Origin of the sequence: Exiguobacterium sp. 8H (assembly GCF_902506255.1) — a bacterium.
In the GTDB taxonomy this organism is placed as follows: domain Bacteria; phylum Bacillota; class Bacilli; order Exiguobacteriales; family Exiguobacteriaceae; genus Exiguobacterium; species Exiguobacterium profundum.
Genome location: NZ_LR733429.1, coordinates 440653 through 462012 on the forward strand (window position 1 = coordinate 440653; position 21360 = coordinate 462012).

Annotated in this window: 24 protein-coding genes; all 24 read left to right on the forward strand. The window is 47.9% G+C overall.

Annotation, left to right across the window (positions count from 1 at the left end; all coding sequences use genetic code 11):
• Positions 1-6 precede the first annotated feature (6 nt).
• The 24 genes from GVY43_RS02210 to GVY43_RS02325 all read left to right on the forward strand — a co-directional run bounded on the left by GVY43_RS02210 (position 7) and on the right by GVY43_RS02325 (position 21352).
• Positions 7-372 carry a response regulator gene (locus GVY43_RS02210; protein WP_015881400.1) on the forward strand — a complete coding sequence of 122 codons (366 nt, stop codon included), beginning with the start codon at positions 7-9 and terminating at the stop codon, positions 370-372.
• A complete protein-coding gene (locus tag GVY43_RS02215; protein WP_074037238.1) occupies positions 369-863 on the forward strand; it encodes a flagellar biosynthetic protein FliO in 495 nt (164 codons plus the stop codon). Before GVY43_RS02210 ends, GVY43_RS02215 begins: the two co-directional genes overlap by 4 nt.
• Positions 860-1525, forward strand: coding sequence for a flagellar type III secretion system pore protein FliP (gene fliP, locus GVY43_RS02220; protein ID WP_074037237.1), 666 nt, complete (start codon positions 860-862; stop codon positions 1523-1525). Before GVY43_RS02215 ends, fliP begins: the two co-directional genes overlap by 4 nt.
• 11 nt (positions 1526-1536) lie before the next feature.
• The gene (gene fliQ, locus GVY43_RS02225; protein ID WP_015881403.1) at positions 1537-1809 is read left to right on the forward strand and encodes a flagellar biosynthesis protein FliQ; all 273 of its coding nucleotides are present in this window, start codon (positions 1537-1539) and stop codon (positions 1807-1809) included.
• The gene (gene fliR / locus GVY43_RS02230) at positions 1806-2576 is read left to right on the forward strand and encodes a flagellar biosynthetic protein FliR (protein ID WP_074037236.1); all 771 of its coding nucleotides are present in this window, start codon (positions 1806-1808) and stop codon (positions 2574-2576) included. The genes fliQ and fliR overlap by 4 nt, the downstream gene beginning before the upstream one ends.
• Positions 2573-3667, forward strand: a complete 1095-nt coding sequence (gene flhB, locus GVY43_RS02235) for a flagellar biosynthesis protein FlhB (protein ID WP_159562095.1) — start codon at positions 2573-2575, stop codon at positions 3665-3667. The genes fliR and flhB overlap by 4 nt, the downstream gene beginning before the upstream one ends.
• Positions 3668-3680: 13 nt before the next feature.
• On the forward strand, positions 3681-5702 hold the full coding sequence (gene flhA, locus GVY43_RS02240) for a flagellar biosynthesis protein FlhA (RefSeq protein WP_159562096.1): 2022 nt from the start codon (positions 3681-3683) through the stop codon (positions 5700-5702).
• Between the two features lies 1 nt (position 5703).
• On the forward strand, positions 5704-6759 hold the full coding sequence (locus tag GVY43_RS02245; protein ID WP_159562097.1) for a GTP-binding protein: 1056 nt from the start codon (positions 5704-5706) through the stop codon (positions 6757-6759).
• The gene (locus GVY43_RS02250; RefSeq protein WP_015881408.1) at positions 6738-7577 is read left to right on the forward strand and encodes a MinD/ParA family protein; all 840 of its coding nucleotides are present in this window, start codon (positions 6738-6740) and stop codon (positions 7575-7577) included. Before GVY43_RS02245 ends, GVY43_RS02250 begins: the two co-directional genes overlap by 22 nt.
• A gap of 19 nt (positions 7578-7596) precedes the next feature.
• Positions 7597-9588 carry a chemotaxis protein CheA gene (locus GVY43_RS02255; protein WP_159562098.1) on the forward strand — a complete coding sequence of 664 codons (1992 nt, stop codon included), beginning with the start codon at positions 7597-7599 and terminating at the stop codon, positions 9586-9588.
• 12 nt (positions 9589-9600) lie between these two features.
• Positions 9601-10032 carry a chemotaxis protein CheW gene (locus tag GVY43_RS02260; protein ID WP_015881410.1) on the forward strand — a complete coding sequence of 144 codons (432 nt, stop codon included), beginning with the start codon at positions 9601-9603 and terminating at the stop codon, positions 10030-10032.
• Positions 10022-10621: a chemotaxis protein CheC gene (locus tag GVY43_RS02265; protein WP_015881411.1), complete on the forward strand. Its 600-nt coding sequence runs from the start codon at positions 10022-10024 to the stop codon at positions 10619-10621. The genes GVY43_RS02260 and GVY43_RS02265 overlap by 11 nt, the downstream gene beginning before the upstream one ends.
• The gene (locus GVY43_RS02270) at positions 10614-11099 is read left to right on the forward strand and encodes a chemotaxis protein CheD (RefSeq protein ID WP_031421691.1); all 486 of its coding nucleotides are present in this window, start codon (positions 10614-10616) and stop codon (positions 11097-11099) included. The genes GVY43_RS02265 and GVY43_RS02270 overlap by 8 nt, the downstream gene beginning before the upstream one ends.
• A gap of 12 nt (positions 11100-11111) precedes the next feature.
• Positions 11112-11882, forward strand: a complete 771-nt coding sequence (locus GVY43_RS02275; RefSeq protein WP_159562099.1) for a FliA/WhiG family RNA polymerase sigma factor — start codon at positions 11112-11114, stop codon at positions 11880-11882.
• A 12-nt stretch (positions 11883-11894) separates the two neighbouring features.
• A complete protein-coding gene (locus tag GVY43_RS02280; protein ID WP_074037229.1) occupies positions 11895-12287 on the forward strand; it encodes a hypothetical protein in 393 nt (130 codons plus the stop codon).
• Between the two features lie 152 nt (positions 12288-12439).
• Entirely contained in the window at positions 12440-13180 is a 741-nt protein-coding gene (rpsB, locus tag GVY43_RS02285; RefSeq protein ID WP_015881415.1) for a 30S ribosomal protein S2, read from the forward strand.
• A 117-nt stretch (positions 13181-13297) separates the two neighbouring features.
• Positions 13298-14179, forward strand: coding sequence for a translation elongation factor Ts (gene tsf, locus GVY43_RS02290; RefSeq protein ID WP_078146717.1), 882 nt, complete (start codon positions 13298-13300; stop codon positions 14177-14179).
• 110 nt (positions 14180-14289) lie between these two features.
• A complete protein-coding gene (gene pyrH / locus GVY43_RS02295) occupies positions 14290-15015 on the forward strand; it encodes a UMP kinase (protein WP_015881417.1) in 726 nt (241 codons plus the stop codon).
• The gene (frr, locus tag GVY43_RS02300) at positions 15012-15572 is read left to right on the forward strand and encodes a ribosome recycling factor (protein WP_031421698.1); all 561 of its coding nucleotides are present in this window, start codon (positions 15012-15014) and stop codon (positions 15570-15572) included. The genes pyrH and frr overlap by 4 nt, the downstream gene beginning before the upstream one ends.
• An 84-nt stretch (positions 15573-15656) precedes the next feature.
• Complete coding sequence (locus GVY43_RS02305) at positions 15657-16394, forward strand: isoprenyl transferase (RefSeq protein ID WP_159562100.1); 738 nt, start codon at positions 15657-15659, stop codon at positions 16392-16394.
• A 1-nt stretch (position 16395) separates the two neighbouring features.
• Positions 16396-17193 (forward strand): phosphatidate cytidylyltransferase, encoded by a 798-nt coding sequence (locus GVY43_RS02310; RefSeq protein ID WP_159562101.1) that lies wholly within the window; start codon positions 16396-16398, stop codon positions 17191-17193.
• A gap of 14 nt (positions 17194-17207) precedes the next feature.
• On the forward strand, positions 17208-18365 hold the full coding sequence (dxr, locus tag GVY43_RS02315; RefSeq protein ID WP_159562102.1) for a 1-deoxy-D-xylulose-5-phosphate reductoisomerase: 1158 nt from the start codon (positions 17208-17210) through the stop codon (positions 18363-18365).
• 3 nt (positions 18366-18368) lie between these two features.
• Positions 18369-19619 carry an RIP metalloprotease RseP gene (gene rseP / locus GVY43_RS02320; RefSeq protein WP_159562103.1) on the forward strand — a complete coding sequence of 417 codons (1251 nt, stop codon included), beginning with the start codon at positions 18369-18371 and terminating at the stop codon, positions 19617-19619.
• Between the two features lie 32 nt (positions 19620-19651).
• Entirely contained in the window at positions 19652-21352 is a 1701-nt protein-coding gene (locus GVY43_RS02325) for a proline--tRNA ligase (RefSeq protein WP_159563631.1), read from the forward strand.
• The last annotated feature ends 8 nt before the right edge of the window (positions 21353-21360 follow it).

Here is a 21360-nt window from a genome sequence, read left to right on the forward strand (position 1 = left end):
TTTAGAATGAGTGCAAAAGTATTAGTGGTAGATGACGCAGCGTTCATGCGTATGATGATTAAGGACATTTTGACAAAGAACGGGTATGACGTAGTAGGTGAGGCGGAAAACGGAGCGGACGCTGTCGCGAAATATCGTGAACTCACACCGGATCTCGTCACACTTGACATCACGATGCCTGAGATGGATGGACTCGCAGCATTGAAAGAAATTCGTAGTTTCGACTCGAATGCGAAAATCATCATGTGTTCAGCGATGGGACAACAAGCGATGGTCATCGATGCCATTCAAGCTGGTGCAAAAGACTTTATCGTCAAGCCTTTCAATGCAGAGCGTGTCATCGAAGCAGTTTCTAAAACGGTCGCACAATGAAGAAATGGTGGTTGATTATTCTTCTCGTGGTTGGGCTCTTCGGTCCAACCACGGTTGAGGCCGCCACCGTAGACCAACAATTCGAGCAACAACAGACAGATGAACAGGAAAGTAACGTTCCAACGACAGCGTCAACCATTGGCAATGGCGTGAAAGTCGTGTTAAGTCTCGTGGTCGTGGTCGGCGGATTTATCGTTTTGATGCGTTGGCTCGGTTCCAAAACACAAGGCGTGAAAGCGACTCAACATATGAAACATCTCGGAGGCGTCCCTCTTGGGAAAGACCGCTCTGTTCAGCTCGTGAAGCTCGGTGACCAGGTATATGTACTCGGTGTCGGCGATTCGATTCAACTGATCGATCGACTTGATGCGGACACGATGGAGGAAGAGCAAACGGAAACCTTGTCACTCCGAACGTCAAATTCGAATGCATTTTTAGACACCTTTAAGAAACAACTCGCTCAGCTAGAAGAAGTGAGGAAGAAATCATGACAACGTTTGAGCAATTGATCAATTTAGAAACACCGGACAGTACATCGACATCCATCAAGCTATTGATTTTGTTGACATTGCTGACGCTCGCACCATCCTTTTTAATCTTGATGACTTGCTTTACCCGTGTCGTGGTCGTCTTGTCATTCATTCGACCGGCGCTCGGTACACAGCAAACGCCACCGAACCAATTGATTGTCGGATTGGCACTGTTCATCACACTGTTCGTCATGTCTCCAGTTCTCTCTGACTTAAATGAGAACGCATTAAAACCATACCTCGATGACAAGATCTCACAAAATGAGGCGTTCGATGAGGCAAGTGGGACGATGAAAGAGTTCATGTCGAAATATACAAGACAAGAAGATTTACAACTGTTCTTAAAGTATGGGAATTACGAGCAGCCGGAGACACTTGATGATGTACCTCTCCTCGCTTTGGTTCCTGCTTATGCGATCAGTGAGTTGAAGACCGCTTTCCAAATCGGCTTCATGATTTTCTTACCGTTTTTAATCATTGATATGGTAGTTGCGAGTGTCCTCATGTCGATGGGGATGATGATGCTTCCTCCAGTCATGATTGCACTGCCGTTTAAATTATTATTGTTTGTATTGGTCGATGGCTGGCACTTGATTGTGGAATCATTGCTTAGAAGTATGTAGGGGGAACGGACATGACACAAGAAATGGTCATCTATTTGGCGACAGAGAGTGTGTGGACCTTATTAAAAATATCAATGCCACTTCTACTCATCTCACTGATCGTCGGTCTCGTGATCTCGATTTTACAGGCCACGACTCAAATTCAAGAACAAACGTTATCGTTCGTTCCGAAAATTATCTCGGTCTTCATCGGTCTCGTCATTTTTGGACCGTGGATGCTTCAACAGATTGAAGGGTTCACGCGTTTGATTTTTGAGTTGATGGTCGAGGTTGCTTCGAAATGAATGCAGTCGACTTCATCAGTATGTATGGATTAACGTTCGCGCGACTGTCTGGCTTTTTTGTCAGTGTCCCGTTGTTCTCGACGAGACAATTACCGGTCATGCACCGCGTCGCGTTCAGTGCGTTTTTAGCATACTACGCAATGTTCACACTGACCGAGCCAATTCAAATGACCAATGCGTTTGTCCTGCAAGTCGTCTATGAAGTCATGATCGGACTTTTACTCGGACTGTTAATCAACATCCTATTTTTTGCACCGCAAATTGCCGGTGGGGTCATCGATTTACAGCTCGGATTAGCGATGGCATCCGCATATGATCCGATGTTTGGCGGTCAATCACCATTGATTGGACGATTTTATTATATTTTTACGCTATTCATTTTGTTGACGAGCAACCTGCATCTTCTGCTGATTGACGGCATTTATTATAGCTTTCAAATCTATCCGCCTGGCCAACCGATGATCAACTTTACTGAAGCTTCATTGATGATGGCTGTAAAAGTCGTCACGATGACAATGATGGTCGCGTTGCAATTGGCGTTGCCGATGATGGCTTCCTTACTGCTTGTGGACTTAGCTCTCGGTTTTTTAGCGAAGTCAGCACCGCAATTCAATATCTTTGCCATCGGATTTTCATTTAAACTTATCGCTGGTTTTGCCGTCATGGTTTTATTGATGGGACTGACATTGACAGGAATCAGCCAGTTCATCCCGCTATTACAAGAAGTGATGCACGACTTTATGCTCATATTAGGAGACGCCTCATGAAGAAGCCTCTATATCCTTTATCGGTCAATCTACAGTTTTTTGCAGGTGAAAAGACAGAAAAAGCGACGCCACGTAAACGGGAAGACTCCCGAAAGAAGGGGCAGGTCGCCAAGTCAGCCGATTTGACTGGAGCGTTCGCACTTTTTGCGATGTTTCTTATGTTATCTTTTTTCGGTCCCGTGATTGGGCAGCAATTGCTTTCTTTAATCAGCGATTTACTCAGCCCAGAGTATTTATTGTTTAACGTGACGGGCGGCATGTCGGATATGGTCGTCGACTTAATGCTCCGTGTCGGTTTGATTTTGGCTCCGTTCTTTATCGTCGCCGTCGTGTTTGGGATTCTCATCAATTACCTACAAATCGGAACGTTATTTTCTTTAGAAGCCATTCAACCAAAGCTTGAGCGGATCGACCCAATCAAGGGGGTCAAACGCATCGTCAGTATGAAAGCGGTCGTCGAATTTTTAAAGTCCTTATTCAAATTGTTAATCATCCTGACAACCGCTGTCGCTGTCCTTTGGAAAAATCAGAAAGAACTGTCTCGGATGGCCGTCGAACAAGTTCGTGAATCGATTGTCGCACTCGCGAGTATCACAATCGAACTTGGTCTTTGGGTAAGTGTCGCCTTGCTCGCACTTGCACTACTCGATTTATTCTACCAACGATTTGATTTTGAGAAATCGATCCGAATGTCTAAGCAAGATATAAAAGATGAGTACAAAAATACTGAAGGTGACCCACTCATCAAATCTAAAATCAAACAGCAACAACGGGAAATGGCGATGCGACGGATGATGCAAGAAATACCGAATGCCGATGTCGTCATCACGAACCCGACCCATTACGCGGTCGTCATTCGATATGATGACACGAAAGATTTTGCGCCGCTCGTGGTCGCTAAAGGGGTCGACCGGGTCGCCTTTCATATTCGAGATGTCGCAAAAGAACATGACGTGGCCATTGTTGAAAATAAACCACTCGCGCGAGCGCTCTATGCGCAAATCGACATCGGTGAAGTGGTAGACGAATCGTTTTATCAAGCCATTGCGGAAGTACTGGCATTCGTCTATCAAATGAAGCAACCGTCTTGAGGAGGAGTATGTGTTGGCAGTAAAAGCGAAAGACTTTGCAATTTTGATTGGTGTGTTGATGATTGTCATCATGCTGATCATCCCGCTACCGGGGTTTTTATTAGACTTTTTAATCATCGTAAATATTTTGATCGCCATCATGATTCTACTTGTGGCGATGAATGCCCGGGAAGCACTCGACTTCTCCGTATTCCCTTCTCTCTTATTGATTGTGACGTTGTTTCGTCTTGGTTTGAACGTATCGACGACCCGTTCGATTCTATCGAACGGTTATGGTGGGGAAGTCATTGCGACGTTCGGTGATTTCGTCATCGGCGGAAATGTCCTTGTCGGATTTGTCGTCTTTCTGATTCTTGTCATCATTCAATTCGTCGTCATCACGAAAGGAGCAGAGCGTGTATCGGAAGTGTCTGCTCGCTTCACACTCGATGCGATGCCAGGGAAACAGATGGCCATCGACGCCGATTTGAACTCTGGTTTAATTGACGACAAAGAAGCCCAGATGCGTCGCCGTAAAATTCAAAGCGAGGCGGACTTCTATGGATCAATGGACGGGGCATCGAAGTTCGTTAAAGGAGATGCCATCGCTGGTATTATCATCGTTACGATCAACTTGATCTTCGGGATTATCATCGGTGTCGTTCAAATGGGATTACCAGTTGGAGAAGCGTTCCAAACGTTCTCACTCATGACAATCGGGGATGGCTTGGTCAGTCAAATCCCAGCACTTTTGATTTCGACCGCGACCGGGATCATCGTGACCCGTGCCGTCTCGGATGGAAACTTAGGGGAAGACGTAATCGACCAGCTCGGTCAAAACCCATCACTCCTTTATATCGCCGGGTCGATTGTCTTCATGCTTGGTTTTGTATCACCGCCCCTACTTCCTGTGACGATGATCATTGCCGGAACGGCATTCTTCGGCGCCTACACGATGCGTCGAAATATCCGTCAGGCAACGGAAGAGCCGATGCTCGAAGAGGAACCATCGACAGCGCCGACAGAATCAGTCGTCTCGCTGTTGCAGATTGACTCGATTGAATTTGAATTCGGATATGGCTTGATTCCGCTTGCAGATGAGTCTCAAGGCGGTGACTTGTTAGACCGCGTTGTCATGATTCGTCGTCAACTCGCACTCGAGCTTGGCTTCATCTTACCGACGGTCCGGATTCGCGATCACTTGCAGTTATCACCGAACGCGTACCGAATCAAAGTCAAAGGGAACGTCGTTGCAGAGGGAGAGCTATTGCTGGATCATTACTTGGCGATGAGCCCGGGCATCGAAGACCCTGAGGTATATGGAATTGAAACAACGGAACCAGCATTCGGTCTTCCTGCCCTTTGGATTGATGAAGAAACACGAACTCGGGCAGAAATGAGCGGGTATACCGTCGTTGATCCGCCTTCTGTTGTCGCGACTCACTTGACCGAGACGTTGAAGAAACATGCGGCAGATTTACTCGGTCGGGAAGAGACGAAACAACTCGTCGAGCACCTGAAAGAGACGCATCCGGTTCTCGTCGAGGACGTGACGCCGTCAGTCCTCTCGATTGGCGAAATTCAGAAAGTGTTACGCCACTTACTCCAAGAAAGTGTTTCCATTCGAAACTTGCCGCTTCTGTTCGAGACGATGGCAGACTACGGAAAAGTGACGAAAGACGCGGAAATCTTAGGAGAGTATTGCCGTCAAGGCTTGTCCCGTCAATTGACCGATCAAGTCAAACCACCTGAAGGTCCGCTTTACGTCGTGACACTCGGCGGACAGACGGAACAGACGGTGCAAGACGCGGTTCAGAAAACGGAGTTCGGGAACTATTTGGCGCTCGACCCAGAGCAAGCTCGAGAGATTATCGAGCGCACTGGCGAACAACTGTCGATGTTTGAACGATATGGGGCATCGGCTGTGATTTTATGTTCCCCAACGATTCGTCTGTTCGTTCGTCAATTACTCGAACGGTATTATCCAGATGTGCCGGTATTGGCTTATAACGAATTACTCAGTTCCGTCGAAGTGAAAAGTATTGGGGTGATTTAACATGCAGATTAAAAAGTTTACGGCGAAGACCATGGCTGATGCGATGGCGAAAGTGAAGCAAGAGCTCGGAGACGAAGCGGTCATCCTCAACTCACGACAAGTGAAGACAGGATGGTTCGGTCTCTTTGCGTCAAAGCAAGTGGAGGTCATCGCAGCCCTCGAAAAAGAGCAAGTCGTCACAAAGCCACGACAGCCTGTCCCTGTTCGGACAGCACCAACACCATCTGTCGTGACGCAGACGCCACCACGTGTGATCGGAGGAGCGGGACCGAGACTACACGCCTCGTTGCAACACGTCGAATCGCTGCTCTCGACTGAATCCTTTGCGGATGAGTCGTGGGAGGAAACGCTGAACGAACTGTACTACACGACAAAATCTGTAGAAGAAGCTGAACGTTTCGTGTACGAACAAGTCAAATCGTCGTTCATTGAACCGCCTGAAGCTAGACGATATGTTATGGTCGTTGGACCGACGGGTGTCGGCAAGACGACCACGCTCGCCAAACTTGCGGCGCACTTTAAACTGACGGAAGGCAAAACGGTCGGATTGATCACGACCGACACGTATCGAATCGCTGCCATCGAACAGTTGAAGACGTATGCTGAAATCATGAGTATTCCGGTGGAAGTGGCATATGACTTTCATGACTTCAAGCGTGCCAAGCAATTGTTTGCTCGTAAAGACATCGTGCTAATCGACACGGCGGGACGAAATTTCCGCGATCCGGCTTACGTCGAACAGTTTCATGAACATCACGACTTCACTGAAACAAGCCTTTCGCTCGTTTTGAGTTTGACATCCAAAACGAAGGACATGGATATGATCTATTCGCAATTCGAATCATTGCCTCTTAGCTCACTCATTTTTACGAAGGCGGACGAGACAAGTGATATCCACGCGATGTACCGCATGGTGAAAAAGAGCGGTCTTCCGGTCGCCTGGATGACAGACGGCCAAGAAGTGCCGGACGATCTGATTCGGGGACAAGCGGACGCGTTGACGAAACGACTGTTTGAGAAAGAAGGGTGGGCAAGATGGACCAAGCAAGGCGTTTAAGAGCTATCAATGATGCCCATCCGACGACAATCGCCTTTGCGAGTGGGAAAGGTGGGGTCGGAAAGACGAACGTCTGTGTAAACACGGCCATCGCCCTAGCTGAACTCGGAAAACGAGTGTTGATTGTCGACTTCGACATCGGAATGGCCAATGTGCACATCTTGATGAATGCCATGAAGTCCAGAACGATGATCGAGACCGTCAAAGCTCGTATTCCATTGGCTGCAGCTGTTCAGAAAAATGTATATGGTGTCGATATATTACATGGAGGGAGTGGGCAGGACCAACTCGTCCATCTCTCAGATGATGACATGCAATTTCTCATGCGAGAACTCGAAGTATTGACCGAATATGATTATGTCCTGTTCGATATGGGGGCTGGAGCGACGGACACCTCACTCCAATTCATCGCGGGTTGCGATGAGATGTTCTTGATTTTGACTCCAGAACCTACCTCGCTAATGGACGGTTATGCATATACGAAACTGGTGCACCATCAGTACCCGGACTTACCGCTTGGCGTCATCGTCAACCGAGCCCAGTCCGGTGAGGAAGCCCTTCAATGTTTCGAACGGATGGAAGTCGCATGTAAACAGTTTTTAAATAAGACGATTCGATTCCTCGGCTTTCTACCAGACGACTCATCTGTCAGAAAGGCAGTCATCGCCCAAGTCCCGTTTTATCAATACAACCGAAAGAGTGATATTAGCTGGCGCCTCGAACGAATTTTGACAACGCTTACGGGTACGCCTCCGAAACCACGTCACTTGATGGACCGTTTGATGGGGAACTTACGAAAACAGTGGAACCGAGTATAACGACAGGGAGGCAAATGAGATGGACGTGAATGAATACTTAGGGTTGTTTTTAGATGAATCCCAAGAACATATCCAATCGATCAACACACAGTTACTTAAATTAGAACAATCGGGTGGGGCGGATGTTGTACAGGAGATCTTCCGGTCGGCACACACGCTAAAAGGGATGTCTTCGACGATGGGGTACGAACGCGTTGCCAACTTGACACATGAGATGGAGAGCGCGCTCGACCTCGTCCGTGGCGGCAAAAAGGAAAGTAACCAACTCTTGTTGGATACGATGTTCATCGCCATGGAACAGATGGAAGACATGATTGCGGACATCGAAAGCGGAGGACAAGGCGCGAACGTGGATGTATCAGAAACGGTCGCCGCATTCCAATCCTTCATCGGTGGGAAAGAAGTCGCAGTCGAAAAAACTTCAGAGACGAGCACGTTTGAGATTGATTTATATACGAACTCGGTCATCGAGCAAGCCAAACAGACAGGCTTTGAGGCGTATCAAATCACAGTCAAACTGTCTGACGCGGTCGTCTTGAAAGCGGCCCGTGCGTATATGGTATTCGATCGCCTTCAAGAACTAGGTGAGGTCGTCAGCACACATCCGGAGACAGAAGAAATCGAACAAGAGCAATTTGACTTGTCGTTCGACGTCTTATTCTTGTCACAAGAGACGGCAGAAGTGATTGAACATGCCATCGCTCAAGTATCGGAAGTGGAGCGCGTCGAAGTCAATGCGTTTACAGAAACAGCGGTCAGTGAGCCAGAAGTCGCTGTGACAGCGGAGACGATTGCACCTGAACCTGTCGTTCAAGCTACCTCGGACAAGGAAGAAGCGAAAGATACGAAAGAGCAAGTAGCCGCTCAAGCACAAGCAAAAACGATTCGCGTCAACTTAGAACGAATTGATCGTCTGATGAACTTGTTTGAGGAGTTCATTATCGACCGTGGACGCCTTGAGCGCCTGGCGGACGAAGTCGGTCAACCAGAATTGAATGAAACGGTCGAAAAAATCAAGCGGGGAACGAACGAGTTACAATCACTCGTCTTGACCCTCCGGATGATGCCAATCGAACAAGTGTTCAATCGCTTCCCACGAATGGTGCGTTCGGTCGCAAAAGAGATTCATAAAAAAGTCCAGTTGGACATTTCAGGTGCTGAAACAGAACTCGATCGCACGGTCATCGATGAAATTGGCGATCCGCTCGTCCACTTGATCCGTAACGCCATCGATCACGGCATCGAACGTCCGGAAGTACGTCTTCAAGCCGGAAAACCGGAGCAGGGCATGCTTGCACTCCGTGCGTATCACGGCGGAAACCGAGTCTTCATTGAAATCGAGGACGACGGTGCCGGCATCAACGTCGACAAGGTTCGCTCGAAAGCGTTGGAGCGCGGCGTGATCACAGATGAAGAAGCGACGACGATGTCTGAGAACGAATTGGCGATGCTGATCTTTGCTCCGGGCTTCTCGACGGCAGACGTGGTCACTGACTTGTCAGGACGCGGTGTCGGACTGGATGTCGTCAAAAATAAAATCGAGTCACTCGGTGGGGTCGTTTCTCTAGAGACGGTTGGGGGACAAGGCACGAAGTTCCAGGTCAGCTTACCGCTCACCCTCTCTATCATCTCGGCGATGCTCGTTCAAGTGGGAGAGGAATCGTATGCGATTCCATTGACATCGATCCTTGAGACGACATTACTTGATGAAGCGGACATTTTGACAGCACACCGTGAGCGAGTCTTCGACTTCCGTGGTCAACTGGTCCCACTCGTCTACATGAAAGAAATGTTTGGCATCGAATCAGAGACGAAGTCGCAATTCCCGGTCGTCGTCGTTCGAAAAGGCAACAAACTCGTCGGCGTCGTCGTCAACGATTTGATCGGTCAACAAGAAATTGTCATGAAACCGCTCGGTACGTATCTTGAAGGGATTCCAGCTATCTCTGGTGCGACCATTCTTGGTGACGGTCGCGTCGCCCTTATCGTAGATAGTAACGATCTCTTTTAAGGAGGAATATTGATGGAACAGAAATGGGTAGTCTTTTCACTTGAAGAAAATACGTATGGGATCGACGTACAGTCGGTCCGTTCAATCGAGCGACTTCAGCCGATCACACGAGTGCCGAACGCACCGTCACATGTGAAAGGGGTCATCAACCTTCGTGGTGTCGTCACGCCGGTCATCGACCTTCGCTTGCGACTCGGCTACGAAGAAATCGAACCAACGGATGAAACGCGCATCCTGATCGCCTCGTTGAATCAAGGAGATGCCGGATTTATCGTCGACCGTGCGAATGAGGTCGTGGAAAGCGACGAAGTACGAATCGAACCGATTCCGGAATCGAGTCGCGATATGCTCTCGGCACATCTGACAGCCATCGCAAAAGGAGAAGATAAACTCTTCTCCTTACTCGATGCGAATGCGTTGTTTGAGGAACAGTATGCTGAGTGAGTTTGAACAAGACCTGTTAAAGGAACTGGGAAATATAGGGTCTGGACATGCGGCGACTGCCTTGTCGGCAATGCTTTCGAAACCGGTGAACATTACCGTGTCTTCTGCCGAAATGGAACCGATCACCTATTTACCAGAGCGAGTCGGCGGTCCGGAACGACATGTTGCCTCGGTCTTGTTGGAATTAGATGGTGATATTCGTGGAATGATCCTCATTTTGTTCGCCGTGGAAGATGCCGAGCAAATGGTTTCGACCTTGATTGGGATGCCATATTCATTTGATTCTTTTGATGAGCTCGGCCAATCGGCTTGGGAAGAGGTCGGGAATATTATGAGCGGTGCTTATGCGCGAGCGCTAGGTGACTGGTTACAGACACCGATTATGATTCAAGTGCCGGCAACGGCCATCGATATGGCAGGTTCGATTGTTGAATTTGTCGTCACGTCTGTACAACCTGAGGAAGACGCGGCGCTCTATATCGACACGACATTTATGATTGATCAAAAAGTAAGTGCAGGACATGTGTTGTTCCTACCAACACATGGGTCGCTCAAACGGATTCAAGAACGGTTGCTTGGCAATGGCTGATGTATTAAAAATCGGCATTGCCGAATGGAAGCAGACGACCGCACCAAATCGGTTACGTACAGCCGGACTCGGGTCATGTGTGGGTGTCATTTTATATGACACCCGCCTCCAATTGGCAGCGATGGCACATGTCATGTTGCCGGACTCGACGATTGCTCGTAAGAACCAGACGATTGAAGTAGGAAAATACGCAGATACAGCCATTGATACACTCGTGCATTCATTGAAACGAGAAGGGGCCACGCGGCTTCAAGCAAAGATGGCAGGCGGCGCTCAGATGTTTCAGTTTAAATATGAGAACGAGGCGATGCGAATCGGTGAGCGAAACGCCGAGGCCATCCGCCAAGCATTAAAAGTCCATCGTATTCCGCTCGTGGCAGAAGATTGTGGCGGACATAACGGGCGGACAATCGAGTTTGATGTCGCAACATCTGTCTTATCGATTCGGACGGTGAGCGTAGGTACGAAAGAACTATAAGGGGGGATCGACATGACGACTCATCTTACACAGTTGTGGGATCGCTGGAATATGGACCGTGATATGGATACAGCAAACGAATTACTAGCACATTACGAGTTTCTCATCCACTACCACGTACAACGGATGATCGTGACGCTTCCAAAGAGCGTCGAACGCGACGAATTGAAAAGTTTGGGTTACATGGGATTGTACGATGCCCTTATGAAATATGATCCAGAGCACAATAATAAATTTGATACGTATGCTGCGTTTCGGATTCGTGGAGCCATTATCGACGGTTTACGAAAAGTGGATTGGTTACCTCGGTCGGTTCGAGAAAAAGTGAAAAAAATCGATCAGGTGGCAGAACAGCTTGAACAGTCGTTACATCGTGCTCCAACGAAGAGCGAGTTAGCTTCGGCATGCGACTTACCGATTGCAGAAATCGAACGAACGATGGCGGAAGGGTACTTTGCCAATATGTTGTCGATTGATGAGGCCGTGACGTTGCAAGAAGAAGGAAAAGTCATGTCTGTCACGTATTTCGACCCGGATTCTGAAAAGCCAGAAGATACGTTGTTGCAACGCGAATTGATTGATGTGCTGGCAGCAGAAGTCGACCATTTATCCGAAAAAGAACGACTCGTCGTCTCTTTGTTTTACTTTGACGAACTGACGTTGACGGAGATTGGGGAAGTGCTCGAACTGTCAACATCAAGGATTTCGCAAATTCATTCCAAAGCGTTGAAGACATTAAAACACGCGCTCGGTCGGTCCTATTTAGAAGAAAAGACATCGTAAGGAGATGAACAAGTGTATATTGTATATGTGATCACAGCTTGTTTGGTTGCTTACGGTTTTTTATTCGGCTACCGACAAGTCCAAGCGCTTCAGGAACGAGTCGAACGGCTCGAACGAGAGAAGCAAGAGACCGAAACGTTGCTTCTTTCATTCATGGAGTCGATGAACGACCTCGTTGTTCAAGAACCCGTTGAACGTTCGAACGTGGTTCAACAGGAAGAAGCTTCATCGCTCCCTGTCAATGAGTCCGTTCAAACGGTCGTAGAGGCGACAGAAGAGACGACCCCGTCCGCGTCAATCGACGTGGACGATGTCTTGTTGCGACATTCCGTGCGGGACGCTGCCCGTATCCTCGGAAAAGGCGAGGGCGAGCTTGCGCTTTATGCGAAACTTCGTAAAAAGTGAGAGTTGCCGGATTTCGTGACATATGCTATAGTAATTCTCGGTGTTAAACACATCACACACGTCTCGGGATGATATTCCTCGGTGCCGAAAGGTCGGAATACAACAATGAACGAGGCGGAGGACTTTTTTAAACCACAAGGAGGAAATTTATCATGGCAGTAATTTCAATGAAGCAATTGCTTGAAGCTGGTGTACACTTCGGTCACCAAACACGCCGTTGGAACCCAAAAATGGCGAAATACATCTTCACAGAGCGTAACGGGATCTACATCATCGACCTTCAAAAGACGGTCAAAAAAGTAGACGAAGCTTACAACTTTGTTCGTGAACTCGCGGCAGAAGGCGGAAACGTCCTCTTCGTTGGTACGAAAAAACAAGCTCAAGATACAATCAAAGAGGAAGCAATCCGTTCTGGAATGTTCTTCATTAACGAGCGGTGGTTGGGTGGAACACTCACTAACTTCTCAACAATCAAAAAGCGTATCAACCGCTTGAAGCAACTCGAAAAAATGGAAGAAGACGGCACGTTCGAAGTACTTCCTAAGAAAGAAGTCATCATCTTGAAGAAAGAAATGACTCGTCTTGAGAAGTTCCTCGGCGGAATCAAGGATATGCCTGGTGTGCCTGACGCCCTCTTCATCGTTGACCCACGTAAAGAGCGTATCGCAATCGCGGAAGCTCACAAATTGAACATCCCAATCGTTGCGATTGTCGACACAAACTGTGACCCAGACGAAATCGACTACGTAATCCCAGCGAACGACGATGCAATTCGTGCAGTTAAATTGCTCACTTCTAAGATGGCAGATGCAATCATCGAAGCGAAGCAAGGTGAAGAAGAAGTTGCTGAAGAAGCTGTAGCGACAGAAGCTGAAGCTACAGAAGCTGAGTAATCAGTGAGACAATAGGTGATAAAGGGAAAGCCTTTTATCACCTTTTTTTAGGACATGTAATCAAAAAGCCCTGTGCTTTTTCTTAAAATTCGTTAGTTTTACAAGGAGGAATTTCCGATGGCAGTTACAGCAGCAATGGTAAAAGAACTTCGTGAAAAAACAGGAGCAGGAATGCTTGATTGCAAAAAAGCACTCGTTGAAACAGACGGTGACATGCAAGCAGCAATCGACTTCCTTCGCGAAAAAGGAATCGCTAAAGCAGCAGCAAAAGGTGATCGTATCGCCGCTGAAGGTTTGACAGCAGTAGCAGTTGAAGGCAACAAAGCTGTGCTCGTCGAAATCAACTCAGAAACAGACTTCGTTGCGAAGAACGAGAAGTTCCAAACACTCGTAAACAACGTAGCAAAAGCAGTACTCGCATCAGGCGCAACAACTGCAGAAGCTGCACTCGCGGCTGAGTACGAAGCAGGTAAAACACTTGAAACGTACATTCAAGAAGAAGCTTCTACAATCGGAGAGAAAATCTCACTCCGTCGTGTAGCTGTTCTTGAAAAAGCTGACGATGCAGTATTCGGTACGTACCTCCACATGGGTGGTCGCATCGGGTCAGTCGTTGTAATCGACGGCACATCTGACGAAACAGTTGCTAAAGACGTTGCAATGCACGTTGCTGCAGCACGTCCACTTTACGCGACACGCGATGAAGTATCAGCTGAAGAAATCGACCGCGAGAAGAAAGTCTTGACTGAGCAAGCACTTAACGAAGGCAAGCCTGCTAACATCGTTGAGAAGATGATTGCTGGTCGTATGAACAAGTACTTCGAGGAAATCTGCCTCGTTGACCAAACGTTCGTAAAAGACAGCGACTTCAAAGTTGGTAAGTACGTAGAATCAAAAGGCGGAAAAATCAACTCGTTCGTACGCTTCGAAGTAGGAGAAGGTATGGAGAAACGTGAAGAGAACTTTGCTGAAGAAGTTATGAACCAACTTAAAAAATAATCTGTGTCACAATCAGTGATGCAACTAAAAATGGGAACACGTCTGTATAACCTTGAGTTAGTTCGTTAAGGGAGCGTGTTCCCTTTTTTCAAGCAAGAGGAGGCAAAGTTATGGAACCGAAATATAAACGAATTGTGTTAAAATTGAGTGGAGAAGCGCTCGCTGGAGATCAAGGTTACGGGATCGACCCTAACATTGTAAACTCAATCTCAAGTCAAATTAAAGAATTGATCGAGATGGGTGTAGAAGTCGCCGTTGTTGTAGGTGCCGGAAACATTTGGCGTGGAAAGACGGGTAGTGAACTCGGGATGGATCGGGCAAACGCAGATTACATGGGTATGCTCGCAACTGTATTGAACTCACTTGCTCTTCAAGATAGCCTTGAAACGTACGGTGTCCAAACGCGCGTCCAAACATCAATTGAAATGCGACAAGTTGCTGAACCATACATTCGTCGTCGCGCAATGCGTCATCTTGAAAAAGGACGCGTCGTTATCTTTGCGGCCGGCACAGGAAACCCATATTTCTCAACGGACACGACAGCTGCTCTCCGTGCGGCTGAAATCGAAGCTGATGTCATCTTAATGGGTAAAAACAATGTGGACGGCGTCTATTCAGCTGATCCGAAATTGGACGCGACGGCAGTGAAGTACGATACGTTGTCTTATCTTGACGTCTTAAAGGATGGACTTCAAGTCATGGACTCGACAGCAACGTCACTTTGTATGGACAACCACATTCCATTGATTGTATTCTCATTGCTTGAAGAAGGTAACATTAAACGTGTCGTTCTCGGGGAACATATCGGGACGGTAGTAGGAGGAGTCAATTCATGAGTGTCAAAGAAGTATTGAAAACAGCTGAAGAAAAAATGGAAAAAGCGCATTCTTCACTTAAACGTGATTTTGGAACGCTTCGCACTGGCCGTGCCAGCGCATCGATTTTGGATCCTGTCCAAGTTGATTACTATGGTGTCCCAACACCACTCAATCAAGTGGCAAACATCAATACACCAGAAGCGCGCCTACTTTTGATTCAACCATGGGATAAGTCAATGGTTTCTGAAGTAGAGAAAGCGATTCAAAAGGCAGACCTCGGCTTGTCTCCATCATCTGACGGTACGGTCATTCGTTTGGCGATTCCTGCATTGACGGAAGAACGTCGTAAAGAATTAGTTAAAGTCACGAAAAAATACGCAGAAGAAGCGAAAGTCGCTGTCCGTAACGTTCGTCGTGACGCAAATGAAAACTTGAAGAAACTCGAGAAAGATGGCGAGTTAACAGAAGACGATCTCCGCGGATATGCAGATGACGTTCAAACGTTGACGGATTCGTATATCAAGAAGATTGATGAATCTGCAGCAATTAAAGAAAAAGAAATCATGGAAGTGTAATCACGGAAGTGGTATACCAAAAAGCTGTGTGGGGACCCTTTTTCTGAGAGGGTCCTTCTTTCATACAATCAGGAGGATAACAGAATGTTTAAATGGGTGAATCCTAAAACGAAAATCGAGGCGGAGTTAAGTGTTCCTGAGCACGTAGCCATCATTATGGATGGAAATGGACGCTGGGCCAAAAAACGTGGTCTCCCTCGCATCATGGGTCACCGGGAAGGGATGAAGTCCATCCGGGAAGCGGTACGAACAGCACAAGAACTCGGGATTCGGTCTCTGACGCTTTATGCGTTCTCTACAGAGAATTGGACTCGTCCGGAAGAGGAAGTCTCATTCTTGATGAAACTGCCGAAACAGTTTTTGGAGACCGATTTGAAAGAACTCCACGAACAGAATGTACGAGTGCTCGTTGCGGGAGATACGTCAAAACTCCCACGAGAGACACGAGAAGCCGTTAACGAGGCGAGAGAACGGACCGTTGCGAACACAGGGTTGAATCTTGTCTTCGCACTCAACTACGGGGGACGGGATGAGCTCGTTCAAGCGATGCGCAGCATTGCAGGAGACGTTCAGTCCGGTTTGGTTCAGGCAGACGACATCGATGACCGTATGATTGGTGAACGGCTCATGACACACGTCCAAGACGTGGATCTCGTTATTCGGACGAGCGGGGAACAACGACTCTCTAACTTTTTATTATGGCAAAGCGCGTATGCTGAACTTCATTTCACAGAAGTATTGTGGCCGGAATTTAAGCGTGAGCATTTTGTAGAAGCGATTGAATCATACAACGCGCGCACGCGACGTTTTGGTGGGGTGTAACATGAAGACACGTATTATTACAGGACTATGGGCAGGAGCCATCTTCATCACGGTAATTGCGCTTGGAGGAAATGCATTTGTTTCATTGATGGGGATTTTAGCACTCATCGGATTGAGTGAATTCACGTTGATGCGACAGCATAAGCTGTTGGCGTTTCCGTTCTTGGTGACAGCGCTCCTCGTGGCGTTCCCATTCCTCTTATTATTGATTGAGAATCAGGTTGTCACGGATGAACTTCCGTTCTCGATTGAACAATGGCTCGTCTTAGGGCTCGTACTGTTGCTGTTTTGGACAGTGGTCACGAAAAATCGGTTCACGTATGAAGACGCTAGTTTTTACTTCGTCTCAGCGGTCTATTTGGTCGTCGGTTTCTCTAGTTTTGCGTTAGTCCGGCTCTCTGAGGACGGTCTATCGAAAGTGTTGCTGATCTTGTTTATGATTTGGGCGACGGACTCGGGAGCATATTTTACCGGAAAGGCATTCGGAAAAGCCAAATTATGGCCATCGATTAGTCCGAACAAGACGATTGAAGGGGCGATTGGGGGCATTGTGTCTGCGATTGTACTCGGTATCATCTTCGTCTGGATTGATCCGATTTTGCCGATAATTGAGGTCGTCATTTTAGCGATTGTCGTGGCGGTAGTCGGACAGCTCGGAGATTTGGTGCAGTCTGCTTATAAGCGCCAGTATGGAGTCAAAGATTCGGGTCACCTGTTACCAGGACATGGTGGCATTTTAGACCGGTTTGATAGTATGATTGCGGTCTTTACCGTCATTTGGGTGTTTAATCTGCTTTAAAAAGGAGTGTCGAAATGAAGCGAATTAGCTTAATTGGTGGGACTGGTTCGATTGGCGTTCAAACTTGTGACGTCATCGAACAGCACCCCGACCTGTTTGAACTTGAGGCGTATGCGTTCGGAACGAACGTCGATGTCGCCACGGAATGGATCAATCGACTTAGACCAAAATATGTGTCGGCAACGAGTATCGAAGTACTCGAGCAGTTGAAGCCACGTCTTACATATGAACCTCTCTATTTTATTGGACCGGAGGGGCTGAAGGAGTGTGCGACGGCAGAAAGGGCTGACATCGTCGTGACGGCAGTCGTTGGAGCAGTTGGACTCGAACCGACGCTTGCGGCGATTCAAGCAGGGAAAGATATTGCACTCGCCAACAAGGAAACACTCGTTACCGCAGGACATCTTGTCAAAGCGGCCGTGAAAGAACATGGGGTCAACCTATTGCCTGTCGACAGTGAACACTCCGCGATTTATCAATGTTTGAACGGGGAACGAAGAGAAGATGTATCAAAGATTATTCTAACGGCTTCAGGAGGTAGTTTCCGTGATCGTTCACGTGATGAGCTGGCTGATGTGACTGTTGAAGACGCACTGAATCATCCGAACTGGTCAATGGGAGCAAAAATCACAATCGATTCGGCGACGATGTTCAACAAAGGCTTGGAAGTCATCGAGGCACACTGGCTGTTCGATATCGATTATAATGATATTGAAGTCATCTTGCATCGTGAATCGATTATTCATTCGATGGTCGAATTTAAAGATGCTGCCGTGATGGCCCAGCTTGGAAACCCGGATATGCGTGGTCCGATCCTTTATGCGCTATCGGGACCGAAGCGGCTTGAAATCGAGGGGAATAAGCGGTTAAACTTGAAGGAAATCGGAAAGCTGCATTTTGAAGAGGCTGATTTCAATCGTTACCCGGCACTCCGGTTAGCGTTCGAAGCAGGAAGAGCCGGTGGTTCCATGCCGACCGTCTTGAATGCAGCCAATGAAGTGGCAGTGGACCTATTCTTGAACGGTCAGATCACGTTTTTAGAGATTGAACGACTCGTCGAAGAAGCGATGGCTCGACATGAGGTCATTGCCGAGCCGACGCTCGCACAAATTCTAGAAGTTGACCGAGCAGTACGTCAACAGATTCAGCAAGGAATTGAAGGTGGGGAATAAATCATGACGACTTTTATCGCCATCGTTTTGATGTTTGGCGTTCTCATTTCGGTACACGAATGGGGACACCTCGTCATGGCGAAACGGGCAGGCATTCTCTGTCACGAGTTTGCAATCGGATTCGGTCCAAAAATTGTTTCATTCCGTAAAAATGAAACGCTCTATACCATTCGTCTTTTACCAATCGGTGGCTACGTCAAAATGGCCGGAGAAGATTTTGAACCGATTGAAGTCCGAGCGGGTCAGCATGTCGGACTTCGTCTCACTGAACAGGGGACGGTCGATCGTGTCTACTTCCAACCGGACACGGCTACAGATGTCCATGTCGTCGGAACCGTCGATAAGTTCGATTCGACACATGAGTTGAAAGTTCAACTTCTCATCGATGAGGAAGTGCGGGTCTATTCATTAGAGCGAGACACACTCCTTGTCGACCAAGGGATGGAAATTCAAATTGCACCGTATGATCGAACGTTTGGGGCCCAGTCGGTTTGGAAGCGTGTCTTGGCCATCGCAGCCGGTCCGGCGATGAACTTTGTCTTGGCGTTCATCTTGCTCATTATTGTTGGGGTCGTTCAAGGAACCCCAACGAACGATGGTCAAATCGGTACGGTTCAACCGGATTCAGCCGCTGATGAGGCTGGTTTGATGAGTGGGGATGAAATCGTCTCGATTGAAGGCGAGCCGATTACCGATTGGCTCGACTTGCGATCTGCTTTAGAAGACCGCGCGGACACCCCTACGGAAGTCACGTATGTCCGTGATGGAGAGGAAGCAACTGTCACCCTTACACCACAAGCAGTCGAACAAAACGGAGAGACGGTCGGGATTCTTGGTGTCACGAACGCGCTCGAACGATCACCGGTCAAAGCCGTGACGACGGGGGCGGAAACGACATGGACGATGTCGACGCTGATTTTCTCTGCGGTCGGTGATTTGGTGACAGGACAAGTCGGTGTCGATCAACTAGCAGGTCCGGTCGGGATTGTACGGATGACAGATGAAGTAGCGGCGAGCGGTTTGATCATGCTGTTGAATTGGACAGCGCTTCTCTCCGTCAACCTTGCCATCTTCAACTTGCTCCCATTGCCAGCGTTAGACGGAGGACGTTTGATTTTCCTCTTGTTCGAAGCGGTACGCGGACGTCCAATCGATCCGAAAAAGGAAGGATTCGTCCACTTTATCGGATTCGCACTCTTGATGATTTTAATGTTGATTGTCACTTGGAACGACATTCAATCATTCTTTAAATAAGCTGTTTGTAGAGAAGGGAAACGTTGAACTGTATGAAACAATCTAGATTGCTCATGCCTACATTGAGAGAAGTGCCGGCTGACGCGGAAGCGGTCAGCCATCAACTCCTCGTCCGTGGAGGATTCATCCGTCAAAATGCGGCAGGAATTTATTCTTATCTTCCACTCGGACATAAAGTGTTACACAACATCCAAACGATCATCCGCGAAGAGATGAATCGTGCCGGAGCTCAAGAGCTATTGATGCCTGCCATCCAACCGGCAGAACTTTGGGAAGAGACAGGACGATGGGGCATTTACGGTCCTGAGTTGATGCGCTTGACGGACCGTCATGACCGTCGCTTCGCACTCGGTGCGACACACGAAGAATTGATTACATCGATCGTCCGAGATGAGCTCAACTCGTATAAAAAACTTCCGATGAACTTGTACCAGATTCAAACGAAGTATCGTGATGAGCGTCGACCACGTTTTGGATTGCTGCGCGGACGCGAATTCTTGATGAAAGACGCCTATTCATTCCACGCGACACAAGAAGACTTAGATGAAGAATATACAAACATGTATAATGCGTACTCACGTATCTTCGACCGTACAGGACTGAAGTATCGTCCGGTCGTCGCAGACTCTGGGGCAATCGGCGGGAAAGACACGCATGAATTCCAAGCGCTTGCGGATATTGGTGAAGATACAATTGTCTACACGGACACGTCGAACTATGCGGCGAATATCGAGATGGCCGAAACGCTCGACCGTTATGAGATGCAACAAACTGACGTTCGGCCGCTCGAAAAAGTGAACACGGAAGAAAATCGTACGATTGAGGACGTGGCGGCATTCTTGAATGTGGACCCGAAGACGACAATCAAATCTGTCTTGTTTAACGTGGATGGCGAAACCGTCATGGCAATCGTTCGTGGCGACCACGAAGCGAATGAAGTCAAAGTGAAGAACGCACTCGGTGGACTCGACATTCAACTTGAAGAAGAAGCGAAAATCGTTGAGTTATTCAACTGTGCACCAGGTACACTCGGACCGATTAACGCTCCAGTCAAAGTCGTTGCCGACTATGCGGTCAAATACTTAGTGGATGCTGTCTGTGGTGCTAACGAGGCGAACACACACTACACGGGTGTAAATGCTGCGCGCGACCTTGCCGAGATGACATACCACGATTTACGTTTCGTTGTCGAAGGCGATTTGGCACCGGATGAGTCCGGTCCGGTTCGTTTTGCTCGTGGGATTGAAGTGGGACAAGTATTTAAACTCGGAACACGATATTCAGAAGCGATGGGTGCGACATTCCTCAACGAAGAGGGTCGTGCCGAACCACTCATCATGGGTTGCTACGGCATTGGGGTGTCACGCACACTTTCAGCCATCGTCGAACAACATCACGACGAGCGTGGAATCATTTGGCCACGTAACGTAGCGCCGTTCGATCTCCATTTGATTGCAATCAACGCAAAAGATGAGACGCAAGTCGAGTTGGCGAACCGTCTTTATGAAGAGCTCGGTCAAACATACGATATCTTGTTCGACGACCGGAAAGAACGTGCGGGCGTCAAGTTTGCCGATGCAGATTTGATCGGACTCCCGATTCGCGTGAACGTCGGGAAAAAAGCTGGCGAAGGCATCGTTGAAGTGAAAGTACGTGCAACAGGTGAAGTGATTGAAACATCAATCGATGAATTGAAAGAAGTCATCGCTTCAAAATTTAGCGAAGTTCATTAATGGATGAA